The organism is Polynucleobacter victoriensis, from assembly GCF_900187875.1.
In the GTDB taxonomy this organism is placed as follows: Bacteria; Pseudomonadota; Gammaproteobacteria; order Burkholderiales; family Burkholderiaceae; genus Polynucleobacter; species Polynucleobacter victoriensis.
The window spans coordinates 232,631-246,672 of record NZ_FYEX01000001.1; the positions used below are offsets into that span (position 1 = coordinate 232,631).

Below are 14,042 nucleotides of genomic sequence, written 5' to 3' on the forward strand. Positions count from 1 at the left end.
TTTATCCGTAATTGAGAACCTGACTAAAAGTTAACTTTTACGACTCAAGAACGCCTGCACTTCCCCAACAATACCTCTACGGAAAGCCAACACACAAACCACAAAGATGATGCCAAGCACAATGGTGCTGAATGAGCCAATACCAGCAAGGTAGTTTTGCAAGCCAACCACTACTGTTGCACCAACAATTGGCCCAAAAATGGTGCCAATACCACCAAGAATTGTCATCAAAACGACTTCACCAGACATATGCCAATGAACGTCTGTGAGAGAAGCCAACTGGAATACCAATGATTTAGTTGATCCGGCTACGCCAGCTAATGATGCAGAAATTACAAAGGCCATTAATTTAAATTTAGCAACGTCATAACCTAAAGAGATGGCTCGTGGCTCGTTCTCACGAATTGACTTTAGAACCTGTCCAAATGGTGAGTGAATCGTTCTCAAAATGGTTGCAAAGCCCAAAACAAAAATGGCTAAAACAAAGTAATACAACGCTGTATCAGAGGACAAATCAATCAAACCCAAGAAATGACCACGAGGCACACCTTGAATACCGTCTTCACCATGCGTGAATGGCAATTGCAACGCCAAGAAGAAAATTAATTGCGACAAAGCCAAGGTGATCATGGCAAAGTAAATGCCCTGACGTTTGATAGCCAAGGAACCAAAGATATAACCTGTAATACCGGCATATGTCATGCCAGCCAAAACACCTAACTCTGGAGTCCAGCCCCACTCTTTACATACATGCGATGTGATGTAGGCTGCCCCACCAAAAAATGCCGCATGACCAAAAGATAGTAAACCCGTATAACCCAAAAGTAAGTTAAACGCGCAGGCGAATAAGGCAAAACAAAGGACCTTCATCGCAAAGACAATGTAAATAAAATCTTGTAATGGCAGTAAAACTAATAATGCCAACAATATCCAATAAAGTTTTTGAGAATCTATTTTCATTTTTCTTTCCCAAATAAACCGGCTGGGCGCAACAACAAAACAATCGCCATAATCACAAATATCACCACACCTGATGCTTCTGCGTAGAAGACTTTAGTTAAACCCTCTAACAAGCCCAAAGTTAGACCTGTCACGATGGAACCCATGATCGAGCCCATGCCACCAATCACGACCACAGCAAACACAACAATGATGAGGTTGGAACCCATGATTGGGTTCACTTGAAACACAGGTGCAGCCAATACACCTGCAAATGCCGCTAGAGCAACACCAAAACCATAAGTCAAAGTGATCATCAAAGGCACATTGATACCCAATGCTTGTAGTAATTTTGGGTTTTCCGTACCAGCTCTTAAGTAATTACCAAGTTTGGTTTTTTCAATCACGTACCAAGAAGCAAAGCACACAGTGAGTGATGCCACAATCACCCACAAACGATATTTCGGCAGGAATAATCCTAGACTTTCAATTTGGATACCACCTTGCAGAGCTTCAGGCACCCCATAACTTTCACCAGAGATACCGTACCAATGACGGAACATCCCCTCGGTCACCAAGGCCAAGCCAAAAGTCAGCAATAAACCATATAAATGGTCTAAGTGATATAGACGCTTGAGCATCGTCTTTTCAATCAAAATGCCAATAGCGCCAACAATGATCGGAGATAAAAAGAGAGCTACCCAGTAGTTCACAGATAGGTCAGGCATACCCAACCAGTTACCCAGTTGAGTAAGCCCTATCCATGAAATAAAAGCACCGAGCATGTACTGCGCACCATGTGTGAAATTAATCACATTCAATAAACCGAAAATGATGGCTAAGCCTAGACTTAAGATTGCATAGAAGGAACCATTGATCAGTCCCACTAGCAATTGAGCGACTAAACCTTGAGGCGTAATGCCTAACCATTCAAACATGATGCGTTACTCCGTGTTCTTACTAAAGATTACTTCTTAACCAATTTACATACTGACTTAGATAGCGGCAAAGTAGCATCCTTAGCTGGAATTACCGCACGCACATGGTAGTAATCCCATGGTGTTGTAGATTCAGCAGGTTTCTTCACTTCTAATAAGTACATGTCATGTTCAAACTTACCGTCAGCACGAATCACGCCTTTGAATAAGCCATCATTGATAGGTGTTGATCTCAACTTAGCCATCACAGTGTTTGTGTCATCTGACTTAGTTGCTTCAACCGCTTTCAAGTAGTTCATCACAGATGAGTACACGCCAGCATGAACCATTGTTGGCATACGCTTGTGTTGTGCAAAGAAGCGCTTAGACCAAGCACGAGTTTGGTCATTAAAGTCCCAATAGAAACCCTCTGTCACAGTCAAACCTTGAGCTGTTTTAAGACCCAATGAGTGCACGTCTGTAATGAACATCAACAAAGGTACGATTGTTTGCTTTTGTGAAATACCAAATTCAGCAGCTTGCTTAATTGAGTTAATCGTGTCAGCACCAGCATTGGCCAAACCAATCACTTGTGAACCAGAAGATTGAGCCTTTAACAAGAAGCTGGAAAAGTCACTTCCTGGGAATGGGTGACGCACAGAACCAACGACAGTACCACCAGCAGATTTAACAACGGCAGATGTATCGCCTTCTAAGCTGTGACCAAACGCATAGTCAGCAGTAACAAAAAACCAACTCTTCTTGCCTGCTTTAACCATCGCATTACCCGTACCAGCTGACAAGGCATATGTGTCATACGTCCAATGAACATTAGTTGCTGTACATTTTGCGCCAGTAATAGCACTAGATGCTGCTCCAGAAATCAAAGTGATTTTGTTCTTTTGCTCAGCCACTTCCATTGCCGCCAAAGCAGCGCTGGTTGTCACCAAGTCAACAATCACGTCAACCTTTTCTTTATCAAACCACTCACGTGCTTTATTAGCAGTGATGTCAGCTTTATTTTGGTGGTCAGCAGAAATCAATTCGATTTTTTTGCCAAGTACAGTTTTGCTGTTTGAGAAATCCTCAATCGCCATACGGGCTGCAACAACTGAGCCTTGGCCTGACAAATCAGAATAAGCGCCTGACAAATCTGTCAAAACACCAATCTTAACCACATCATCACTCACTTTTTGAGCTTGTGCGCCAACAGCCATTGCCGATAAGCAAAGGGCCGTAACGGCTTGTGCAATCAATTTTTGTTTCATACTCGGTCTCCTAGTTGCAAATTAACTAAATAGTTTGATTAAGTTCAAAGGGACAAACTAAACACCCAACAAAACATTCAACTCAGCCATATTGCTAGCCAAATCTTCCTGCTTAACCACTTTCACTACCTGACCATGCTCGATCACATAGTGTCTATCAGCCAATGGGGCTGCAAATCTAAAGTTTTGCTCTACTAATACGATTGTGAAACCACGCTGACGCAAATCAGTCACAGCCTGCCCAAGTTTTTCAACAATCACGGGGGCCAAACCTTCTGTGATCTCATCCAATAAAAGTAATTTGGCACCAGTTCTTAAGATTCTGGCCATGGCAAGCATTTGCTGCTCACCGCCAGATAACCTACCACCTGGACTGTTGCGGCGCTCTTTTAGATTAGGGAACATCGTGTAGATTTCATCAACGCTCATGCCACCTTCAGCCAAGGTCGGCGGCAACATCAAATTTTGTTCACAACTTAAGCTTGTAAAAATGCCTCTCTCTTCAGGGCAATAGCCCACACCAAGACGAGCAATTTGGTGCGGTTGTAATGAAGTTGTCTCCTGACCCTGTATCTGGATGCTGCCAGTTCTTTTTCCAATCAAACCACAAATGGCACGCAATGTAGATGTACGCCCCGCTCCATTACGTCCTAATAAAGTGATTACTTCACCATTAGCCACCTCAAGGTTAATGCCATGCAATACATGTGACTCACCGTACCAGCCATGTAGGTTTTCGATTTTTAAAACTGTGTGACTCATTAGTGCGCCCCCAATGTTGCATTTGAAGAGCTGCCCATATACGCCTCAATCACCTGTGGATTATTTGATACCTCAGCATAGTTACCACTGGCAATGATTTTGCCTCGTTGCAAAACTGTGATTGTGTCAACAATGGAAGAAACAACTTTCATATTGTGCTCAACCATTAAAACTGTTCTGCCAGCTGATACCTTCTTAATTAGCTGAGTCACCTTATCGACATCCTCGTGACCCATGCCCTGAGTTGGCTCATCTAACAACATTAAATCTGGACTCATGCCTAATGTGGTGGCAATTTCTAAGGCGCGCTTGCGACCATAAGGCAAACTCACAGCTGTATCTTTGGCATAGCTTTCCAAACCAACTTCTTCGATGTACGCCATGGCTTCATCATTTAGGTGATTGAGCGTACTTTCACTTTTCCAAAAATGCATGGACGTGCCAGTTCTTTGTTGAAGAGCCAAGCGAACATTTTCTAGTACGCTTAAATGAGGAAATACTGCAGAGATTTGAAATGATCTCACCATGCCAATTCTGGCAATTTCTGCAGAACTCTTATGAGTAATATCTTGACCTTTGTAGATGATTTGGCCAGCCGTTGGCGTGATAAATTTTGTGAGTAAATTAAAGCAAGTAGTTTTACCCGCACCATTGGGTCCAATCAATGCATGAATGGTTCCTGCTTTTACCTGTAAGTTGACATCACTAACAGCCACGAATCCTGAGAATTCTTTTGTGAGCTGCTTCGCTTCAAGTATCACATCTGACATATGGGCCGCTTTTTCTCTAAATCTAATTGACCTCGTTAGAGGCTTAACTGACTCAATATAGAGAGAGAATAGCTAGCTAACAATAAGGGATTGTCCTATGGAATACCCTTAATTATTTAAAAAGCCGCCCCATTTAGGCAATGGCTTTAGCAAATGTATAACTAATGGTTATTTTGGTACTTTTTGTTGCACTTTTACTGTGACTTACTGCGAATCATCCTGGTGCATTGTGACGCCAATCATTAAATTTACTTCTCAACAAACGCGCGCTCATACACATAGTCACCCAACTCACCTAAGCTTGGAGAAACCTTGAATCCTCTGGCATCTAACATGTCAGAAATTTCTTTAAGCATCGATGGGCTGCCACAAATCATGCCACGATCAACTGCTGGGTCTAACGGCGGCAAGCCAATATCTTTGAATAACTGACCGTTTTCAACTGCCGTTGTTAAACGCCCTGTGTGTTTGAATGCTTCACGTGTCACAGTTGGGTAATAAATCAGCTTTTCTCGAACCATGTCACCCAAGAATTCATCATTGGGTAATACGTTACGAATGTAATCTTCATATGCCAACTCACTAACTAAGCGCACACCGTGAATGAGGACAACTTTTTCAAACTTTTCATAAGTCTCTGGATCACGAATGATGCTCATAAATGGTGCCAAGCCAGTGCCTGTACTAAACAGATACAAATGCTTGCCTGGGTTTAAGTCATCAATCACTAAAGTGCCTACTGATTTTTCGCTCACCAAGATGGGATCACCCACTTTGATGTTTTGTAAGCGAGAAGTTAATGGACCGTTTTCGACCTTAATACTTAAGAACTCCAAATGCTCTTCATAATTTGGACTGGCAACACTATATGCGCGGACCAACGGCTTACCTTCAACCTCAAGACCAATCATCAAAAAATGTCCATTACGAAAGCGTAATGATTTGTTACGAGTGGTTGTAAAACTAAATAGAGTGTCATTCCAGTGCTTAACCGTTAGCACTGTCTCTGTGTTGTAACTAGCCATGATTTCCTAAGCAAATTGGTGCGAGTCAGATGACTCATTAAAGTGATTCACATTTTAAACGCACCAAGATTGCCCACCTGTGAAAGTGGTTCGAATATTTAAGATTTTATTGATACTAATCAGTTACTTATTTATCCGAAGTGTATTAAATAAATATCGCCAAGAAGTACAAATTCAATAAATTCTGCATATACTAAGCATCTGAAATTAAGCTTAATGTCACAACCGGAGATTAAACAAATGAAATTAATCAGCACACTACTAGCAGCCTCTTTGTTGGCATCTGCACCAGCATTTGCGTCTAAAGAAATCGCGACCAAAAACGCATGTATGGGTTGCCATGCGGTGGATAAGAAAATTGTTGGCCCTGCATACAAAGATGTTGCCGCTAAATACAAAGGTCAAGCCGATGCTGTTGAAAAGCTAGCTAAGAAAGTGAAAGCTGGTGGCTCTGGTGTTTGGGGCCCAGTACCAATGCCTGCTAATGCAGCTATCAGCGAAGCAGATGCAAAAACTGTTGTTAAATGGATTTTGGACGGCGCGAAGTAATTTAAGATTACCTCGTTAAAATCTAAAAAATGGCTGGGATACCAGCCATTTTTCATGGTATTGAGATAAAGTAGACCACTATGCGCACATACGATCACCCACTAAGAACCGTTCTTCATGAAGAAGTTCATGCAAGACCTCCCGTTGCTTTATGGCCTAGAGATCGTATTTTGAATCAGGCGTTTTTACTTAATGCCAAAGATCGTATCAAGCAATTAGAGTGGATTAACTCAATTAGCCTGAAAATGAATCAAGCTGCTGACCCTCACCATGGTCAAAGCTTCAGAATTATTGAATTACAAGCTGCACCACAACGCATCATCATCAAGTGGGAACTGCACGGTGAATTTGCCTCAATCTCAGCAGTGGTTCAGCAAGCTAATTTGCTCGATCAACCCCATATCCAAACTCGCCAGAATATCGAACAAGAAGTTAATCGTTTTTTGGCTAATCTTGGTGTGAGCCCTATTCATGAATCAGGTGGCTTACGCATTGCTGCGATGGATGTGGCTTTTGAAGATCGTCCACTGTTCAGCGACGCTGAACAAGTGTCACAAATTTTCTCTGGCAATACCTTGCTAGGCAGTACGATTTTGAGCAGTCAAAAAGCTCAACTGTGGACCGATTTACAAATTAATGAAGATGGTTATATTTCATATTTAGTGCCTCATGTTGGCATGGGCTCAAGGCAAGCAGGTCGTGTTGCAAGGCGCATCACTGAAACAGAAACCTACCGCATGGCTTCGATGCTTGCCTTCCCTGTTGCAAAAAGTTTGTCAGGGCCACTACGTCAAGCCGAAGCAGAACTGGCTGAATTATCTAAAGAAATTTCAGGCGCTCAAAGTCAACTATCAGCAGCACCGAATGCTGATGGTGAATTTTTGCATCGCATTTCGATGCTTGCTTCAAAAATTGAAGAATGGATTTCTGAACACGGCTTACGCTTTACAGCATCTGAAGCCTATAGTCAGTTAGTCCATAAAAATCTAGAAGAGTTGAACGAGTCTTCTGTTCCTGGCGTGCAAACTTTGTCCGAATTCATGGATCGCCGTTTTGCCCCTGCTATGAGCACCTGCTCTTGGACTCAACGCCGCCTCAAAGAACTCTCAGACAGAATCTCTAGAACCACTCAAATTTTACGCACCCGCATTGAATACGTGAACGAAAGCCAGACACAACAGTTGCTAGCCAGCATGGATCAACGCGCCCAACTACAACTTCGCCTACAAGAAACAGTTGAGGGCTTGTCTGTTTTAGTGCTGACCTACTACGCAGTCAGCCTAATTATTTACATGGCCAAAGGCGTGAAAGAATTAGGTTTGGGACTATCGCCAGAGCTGATTGGTGCCGCCTGCGCTCCACTCATTGCCTATGGCATTTACCGCGCAAACCAATTAAGAAAAAAGAAGTTTCAGTCTGAGTAAGATCCGACTGGTTATTTAAGAATATCCAAAGCCAGGGCTTCTGCCACTTTAATGCCATCCACACCTGCGGATAGAATACCGCCGGCATAACCAGCACCCTCACCCGCAGGATATAAGCCCTTTACATTCAAGCTTTGGTAGTTAGTACCTCGCGTAATACGAATGGGTGATGAGGTTCTGGTTTCAACACCGGTTAAGACTGCATCTGGCATTGAGAAACCTTTAATTTGTTTTTCAAAAGCAGGCAAAGCCTCACGCATCGCCTCAATAGCAAAGCTAGGCAAGGCTTCTGCCAAATCTGTCAAATGAACACCTGGTTTGTATGATGGAATCACGCGACCAAATTCATTAGAGGGTCTGCCAGCAATAAAGTCTCCCACCAACTGCCCTGGGGCCTCATAATTTTTGCCACCCAACTCAAAAGCTTTTGACTCTAGAGCTCTTTGAAAATCAATGCCAGCTAGAGGATTAGCTGCACTACCACCATAGTCACTTGGATCAACGTTCACAACAATTCCGGCATTCGCATTACGTTCATTGCGCGAGTACTGACTCATACCATTGGTTACCACGCGATTCTCTTCTGATGTGGCCGCGACGACTGTGCCACCAGGGCACATGCAAAAGCTATACACTGCTCGACCATTTTTAGCATGGTGAACCAACTTGTAATCAGCAGCACCAATCAAAGGATTGCCTGCGTGAGGTCCTAATCGCGCTTTATCAATCAGGGACTGTGGATGCTCAATTCGAAAACCTACTGAAAAAGGTTTGGGCTCAATATAAACACCCGCTTGATGTAGAGCTTTGAATGTGTCTCTTGCGCTATGCCCTAAGGCTAAGACCACATGGTCTGCCTCAAGAACTTCACCGCTCTCAAGATACAAACCTCTTAACTGCCCATCTTGAATATCAAAACTTGTGACTTTTTGTTGAAACCTAATTTCACCACCTAGATCAATGATCTCTTGACGAATCTTTTCAACCATCCCAACTAAACGGAATGTGCCAATATGCGGCTTGGCCACATATGCAATTTCTTCTGGAGCGCCTGCTTTAATAAATTCTTCGATGACTTTGCGACCATAAAATTTAGGATCCTTAATTTGGCTATAAAGCTTGCCATCTGAGAATGTGCCAGCACCACCTTCGCCAAATTGCACATTAGATTCTGGATTAAGAATTTTTTTGCGCCATAAACCCCAAGTATCTTGAGTTCGCTCACGCACCTGTTTGCCACGCTCCAAAACAATTGGCTTAAAACCCATTTGCGCCAAAATTAAGGCTGCAAAAATACCGCATGGTCCAAAGCCAATGACTACTGGGCGCTTTTTGAGCTCTGGGGGTGCTTTGGCAACGTAGTGATAGCTTGTATCGGGAGATGGCCGAACATGAGGGTCATGACCCCATTTTTTCAGGACTTTGTCTTCATCCTTAATGGATAAATCAATCGTATAAATAAATGAAAGTGCGCTATTCTTTCTTGCATCGTGACTACGTTTAAAAACGCTGAATTCAACCAAGTCTTTGGAGGAAATAGATAAACGCTTTAAGATGGCTGCTTCAAGCTCTTCTGGAGCATGGTTAACAGGCAAACGTAGTTCAGTAATACGAATCATAGGGCTATACGATACACAATCTGTCAATAAAGTCAGAAATCATGTCAGAAAAACACACCGATATTATTCAAGAAACTCAGGATTGGGTCATCAAAGCCGTGATTGGCTTAAATCTCTGCCCCTTTGCAAAAGCTGTTCACGTCAAAGAACAAATCAAATACGTTGTGAGTGAAGCGCGCTCTGTAGAAGATTTACTTGAAGAGCTGGCTAAAGAACTTGAGTACCTAGCAGAGGTATCTCCTGAAAAAACAGACACCACCCTACTCATTCACCCGTATGTCCTACAAGATTTTTTAGTCTACAACGACTTTTTAGAATTAGCTGATAGCCTTTTAGAAGAACTCAAGCTAGACGGTGAGTTACAAATTGCAAGTTTTCATCCGCAATATCAATTTGCCAACACTGAGTTTGATGACATCACTAACTTCACCAATCGCTCACCTTACCCCACTCTTCATTTAATTCGGGAAGATAGTATTGATAAAGCTGTTGAAGCCTTTCCAGAAGCTGAAGCTATTTTTGAAACCAATATGCAAACTATGGAAAAACTGGGGCTAGAAGGTTGGAAAAAACTATTTCCTAAACCGTAGATCGAGACTCACGCAGGTAATCTACTAAGCGGCCAATGACTGGCGGATTAGGACTTGTCACATAAGACACCAAATACGCAGCAATAAAACTAGCAGGTATGCCAAACGCACCTGATGCAATTGGATCGACCCCAAACCACCGATCACCAAAGACGCCCGTGATCCTAGAAACAAACGGATAGTTCAATGCAATGTATGTGCCACTAACCAGCAAACCAGTCACCATACCAGCTATTGCACCCCACTGATTAATTCGTTTGGAGAAAACTGCCAGAATCAACACGGGAAAGAATCCTGATGCAGCTAATGAAAAAGCTGCGCCGACCAAGAAAAGGATGTCACCTGGTCGAAGTGAAGTGATGTAGGCAGCAAATAAAGCAACGCCTAATAAGACTACCTTAGCAGCAGTCACACGTTTTTGATGCGACGCTGTTTTATCAATCAAGTGGTAATAAATGTCATGTGAGAATGCGTTAGCAATTGTCAACAACAAACCATCAGCAGTTGATAAAGCCGCAGCTAGAGCACCAGCGGCTACCAGCCCTGAAATGACATAAGGCAACCCTGCGATCTCAGGGGCAGCCAAAATAATCATGTCCGGTGAAATAGATATTTCAGCCCACTGAACAAATCCATCTAAATTGATATCTGTGACAGATAAAACAGCTGGCTCCAATTTACGCCATTGCAAAACCCATGTAGGTAAGTCCGAGTACGAAACACCAACCAGATTCTTAAATAAATCCAATTTCACCATGGCAGCCAAGGCAGGCACACTCAGATAAAAGAGTGCCACAAAAAATAATGTCCAAAATACTGAATAGCGTGTCGCTGAAACACTGGTGGTTGTGTAGTAGCGCGTCAAGATGTGTGGCAGGCTTGCTGTACCAAACATCAAACAAAATATCAGCAAAATAAAGTTCCACTGATCTAAACTCAAAAATCCAATCACACCCTTAGCAGAAGGGTCCATCGATGGTGTACTGACTTGACTTTTTAATTGAGCTTGGCGTTTTTCGTTTTGCCAAACCTCGTACGCATTGGCAGGACTATTCGGATACTCCGCTAAACGACGCTCTAGCGCCTTTAACTCTTTGAGAGGTAACTGGTTAACACGCGCATCTTGCAATGCCTTCTCTACTTGTTTTTTACCCTCAAAATAAGATTGAGGTAAAGCCGCAATCTTTTTCTCATAACGAGCTACTTCTTTTTGATAATAGTCACGCACCTTAACTTCTTCAGCGGTTACCTCAAAATCTCGTTCGTGATATTCAATCTCTTTAAGCACTTGCCCATACGATGCTTGAGGCAATAAAGAATCATGCTTTTTGTATGAAATCATGCCCAATGGCAATAGCAAGGCAATCATCAAGATGATGTACTGAGCAACCTGAGTCCAAGTAACAGCTCTCATGCCGCCCAAGAACGAACAAACCAAGATCCCAGCTAAACCAAAAAAAACACCGATACTGAATTCAACGCCGATGAATCTGTTCACAATCAGACCCACACCTTGAATTTGTGCCACCAAGTAAACAAACGAGCAAACAATCGTGGCACCAACTGCCACAATCCTAACTAAGCGACTACCACCCTCTTTACCTTGACTGTAACGAATCGCCAAGAAGTCTGGGATGGTGTAAGAACCAAATTTACGAATGTAGGGCGCAATCAACATGGCAACCAAGCAAAAGCCGCCAGTCCAACCAACAATAAAAGCCAAGCCCTTATAACCAGAACTAAATAAGATGCCCACCAAGCCAATAAAAGTGGCAGCACTCATCCAGTCTGCCGCAGTTGCCATGCCATTAAAGATCGCTGGTATCTTTCTGCCAGCAATGTAATAGTCATTCATATCCGAGGTACGGCAAATTAAACCGATACTGGCGTAGATGGCAATAGTGACAAATAAGAAAACATAGCCCAACCAAATACCTGGCCCGCTATTTTTTTCAACCAATCCTAAAAAATAAACAAATAGTAAAAAACCGGCCGTAAAAAGCAGGTAATAAAAACCAATTGTTTTTGATTCAGAACTAATGCGCATGGTTGGATTATGACTCAGACCAAAGAAAATAGGCCGGCACTCTAAGAGTTACCGGCCTAAAACTACCTGATGACGCTAATCAATCAGAATTAACTTGCTTCTTTGAGTTGATCCAAGATAGCTGGATTCTCAAGTGTTGAAACGTCTTGAGTTACTTCCTCACCTTTAGCTAGAACACGCAAAATACGACGCATGATCTTGCCAGAACGTGTCTTAGGTAAGTTGTCACCAAAACGAATTTCTTTTGGTTTTGCAATTGGGCCAATCTCTTTACCTACCCAGTTACGCAACTCAGTAGCAATCTTCTTGGCATCATCACCTGTTGGACGCTTACCTTTAAGAACTACGAAAGTCACAATTGCTTCACCTGTCATGTCGTCAGGACGACCCACTACGGCAGCTTCAGCAACCAATGGATTAGCAACTAGGCATGATTCAATTTCCATGGTGCCCATACGGTGACCAGAAACGTTCAATACGTCATCGATACGACCTGTGATGGTGAAGTAACCTGTATCTTTGTTACGGATAGCACCGTCACCAGCCAAGTAAAGCTTGCCACCCAACTCTTCTGGGAAATAGCTCTTCACAAAGCGGTCTGGGTCATTCCAAATCGTGCGGATCATTGAAGGCCATGGACGCTTCACAACCAAGATACCACCTTGACCATTAGGCATATCACCGCCCGCTTCGTCAACGATGGCAGCCATGATGCCTGGCAATGGTAATGTGCAAGAACCTGGAACCAATGGTGTTGCACCTGGCAATGGAGTGATCATGTGACCACCAGTTTCTGTTTGCCAGAATGTGTCAACGATTGGGCACTTCTCGCCACCGATATTCTTGTGGTACCACATCCAAGCTTCAGGATTGATTGGCTCACCCACAGAACCCAACAAACGCAAGCTCTTCAAGTTGTACTTGTTAGGATGAACATTTGCATCTGTATCAGATGCTTTGATCAATGAACGAATCGCTGTTGGTGCAGTGTAGAAAATAGATACTTTGTGACGTTGAATCATTTCCCAGAAACGACCAGCGTTTGGATATGTTGGCACGCCTTCGAAAACGATTTGTGTGCCACCGCAAGCTAAAGGACCATAAGCGATATAGCTGTGACCTGTTACCCAACCGATGTCAGCTGTACACCAGAACACATCGCTGTCGCGCAAGTCAAATGTCCACTTCATTGTGAGCATCGCCCACAACAAGTAACCACCTGTTGAATGCTGCACACCCTTCGGTTTACCTGTTGAACCTGATGTGTAAAGCACAAACAATGGGTGCTCTGCACTAACCCACTCTGGCTCACAAACTTTTGATTGACCAGCAGAAACATCATGCATCCACTTATCGCGACCAGCCTTCATTGGCACATCGCCACCAGTACGCTTGTAAACAATCACGTGCTTTAGCTTTTCGCAACCGCCTAGATCAATCGCTTCATCAGCGATAGTTTTCAATGGCAATGCTTTACCGCCACGCAACTGTTGGTCTGCAGTGATCAAAGCCACAGCACCTACGTCAACAATACGCTCTTGCAATGATTTAGCTGAGAAACCACCGAACACCACTGAGTGAGTTGCACCAATACGAGCACAAGCTTGCATCGCCACAACGCCTTCAATTGACATTGACATGTAAATAACTACGCGGTCACCTTTTTTGATGCCTAATTTTTTAAGACCATTTGCAAATGTTGCAACACGGTCATGCAATTCCTGATAAGTTACTTTTGTAACTTCACCACCGTCCGCTTCAAAAATAATCGCTGTCTTTTTAGCAAGACCATTTTTGATGTTGCGATCGATACAGTTGTATGAAGCATTGGTTAAACCATCTTCAAACCATTTGTAGAAAGGTGCCTTAGATTCGTCTAAAACTTTTGTGAAAGGTTTTTTCCAATGTAGGTTTTCTTTAGCTAATCTACCCCATGTGCCATTGAAATCTTTTTCAAACGCTTTGCACATCGCGTTGTACTGCTCCATGCTGGTAATAGCCGCTTGCTTAGCAAATGCTTTAGGTGGGTTGAAAACACGGTTCTCTACCAACAACTGTTCCATACCGGACATACTTTTCTCCTACTTTCTAGGCTGTTTTAGACAAAACTCGAGATTAGGTCTCACGACTGA

12 protein-coding genes are annotated in these 14,042 nt (G+C 43.0%); 3 read left to right on the plus strand and 9 right to left on the minus strand.

What is annotated here, in order from left to right:
* Positions 1-30 precede the first annotated feature (30 nt).
* The 6 genes from CFR83_RS01145 to CFR83_RS01170 all read right to left on the minus strand — a co-directional run bounded on the left by CFR83_RS01145 (position 31) and on the right by CFR83_RS01170 (position 5,681).
* Entirely contained in the window at positions 31-960 is a 930-nt protein-coding gene (locus tag CFR83_RS01145; RefSeq protein ID WP_088812082.1) for a branched-chain amino acid ABC transporter permease, read from the minus strand.
* Entirely contained in the window at positions 957-1,877 is a 921-nt protein-coding gene (locus CFR83_RS01150) for a branched-chain amino acid ABC transporter permease (protein WP_088812083.1), read from the minus strand. The genes CFR83_RS01145 and CFR83_RS01150 overlap by 4 nt, the downstream gene beginning before the upstream one ends.
* 29 nt (positions 1,878-1,906) lie before the next feature.
* A complete protein-coding gene (locus CFR83_RS01155; RefSeq protein ID WP_088812084.1) occupies positions 1,907-3,124 on the minus strand; it encodes an ABC transporter substrate-binding protein in 1,218 nt (405 codons plus the stop codon).
* A 57-nt stretch (positions 3,125-3,181) separates the two neighbouring features.
* Positions 3,182-3,886 (minus strand): ABC transporter ATP-binding protein, encoded by a 705-nt coding sequence (locus CFR83_RS01160; protein ID WP_088812085.1) that lies wholly within the window; start codon positions 3,884-3,886, stop codon positions 3,182-3,184.
* Positions 3,886-4,656 carry an ABC transporter ATP-binding protein gene (locus CFR83_RS01165; protein ID WP_088812086.1) on the minus strand — a complete coding sequence of 257 codons (771 nt, stop codon included), beginning with the start codon at positions 4,654-4,656 and terminating at the stop codon, positions 3,886-3,888. Before CFR83_RS01165 ends, CFR83_RS01160 begins: the two co-directional genes overlap by 1 nt.
* Before the next feature lie 248 nt (positions 4,657-4,904).
* On the minus strand, positions 4,905-5,681 hold the full coding sequence (locus CFR83_RS01170; protein WP_088812087.1) for a ferredoxin--NADP reductase: 777 nt from the start codon (positions 5,679-5,681) through the stop codon (positions 4,905-4,907).
* 231 nt (positions 5,682-5,912) lie between these two features.
* Here CFR83_RS01170 and CFR83_RS01175 point away from each other — a divergent pair, with 231 nt between their 5' ends.
* Positions 5,913-6,230, plus strand: coding sequence for a c-type cytochrome (locus CFR83_RS01175; RefSeq protein ID WP_088813152.1), 318 nt, complete (start codon positions 5,913-5,915; stop codon positions 6,228-6,230).
* Between the two features lie 80 nt (positions 6,231-6,310).
* Positions 6,311-7,654 (plus strand): DUF3422 domain-containing protein, encoded by a 1,344-nt coding sequence (locus tag CFR83_RS01180; RefSeq protein ID WP_088812088.1) that lies wholly within the window; start codon positions 6,311-6,313, stop codon positions 7,652-7,654.
* An 11-nt stretch (positions 7,655-7,665) separates the two neighbouring features.
* Here CFR83_RS01180 and CFR83_RS01185 read toward each other — a convergent pair whose 3' ends face one another.
* Positions 7,666-9,273, minus strand: coding sequence for an NAD(P)/FAD-dependent oxidoreductase (locus CFR83_RS01185; RefSeq protein ID WP_088812089.1), 1,608 nt, complete (start codon positions 9,271-9,273; stop codon positions 7,666-7,668).
* A 41-nt stretch (positions 9,274-9,314) separates the two neighbouring features.
* Here CFR83_RS01185 and CFR83_RS01190 point away from each other — a divergent pair, with 41 nt between their 5' ends.
* Positions 9,315-9,863 (plus strand): DUF1415 domain-containing protein, encoded by a 549-nt coding sequence (locus CFR83_RS01190; RefSeq protein ID WP_088812090.1) that lies wholly within the window; start codon positions 9,315-9,317, stop codon positions 9,861-9,863.
* On the opposite strand, the gene CFR83_RS01195 is transcribed toward CFR83_RS01190, so the two are convergent.
* Positions 9,853-11,910 carry a sodium:solute symporter family protein gene (locus CFR83_RS01195; RefSeq protein WP_088812091.1) on the minus strand — a complete coding sequence of 686 codons (2,058 nt, stop codon included), beginning with the start codon at positions 11,908-11,910 and terminating at the stop codon, positions 9,853-9,855. The genes CFR83_RS01190 and CFR83_RS01195 overlap by 11 nt on opposite strands.
* An 89-nt stretch (positions 11,911-11,999) precedes the next feature.
* A complete protein-coding gene (gene acs / locus CFR83_RS01200) occupies positions 12,000-13,982 on the minus strand; it encodes an acetate--CoA ligase (protein WP_088812092.1) in 1,983 nt (660 codons plus the stop codon).
* Between the last annotated feature and the right edge of the window lie 60 nt (positions 13,983-14,042).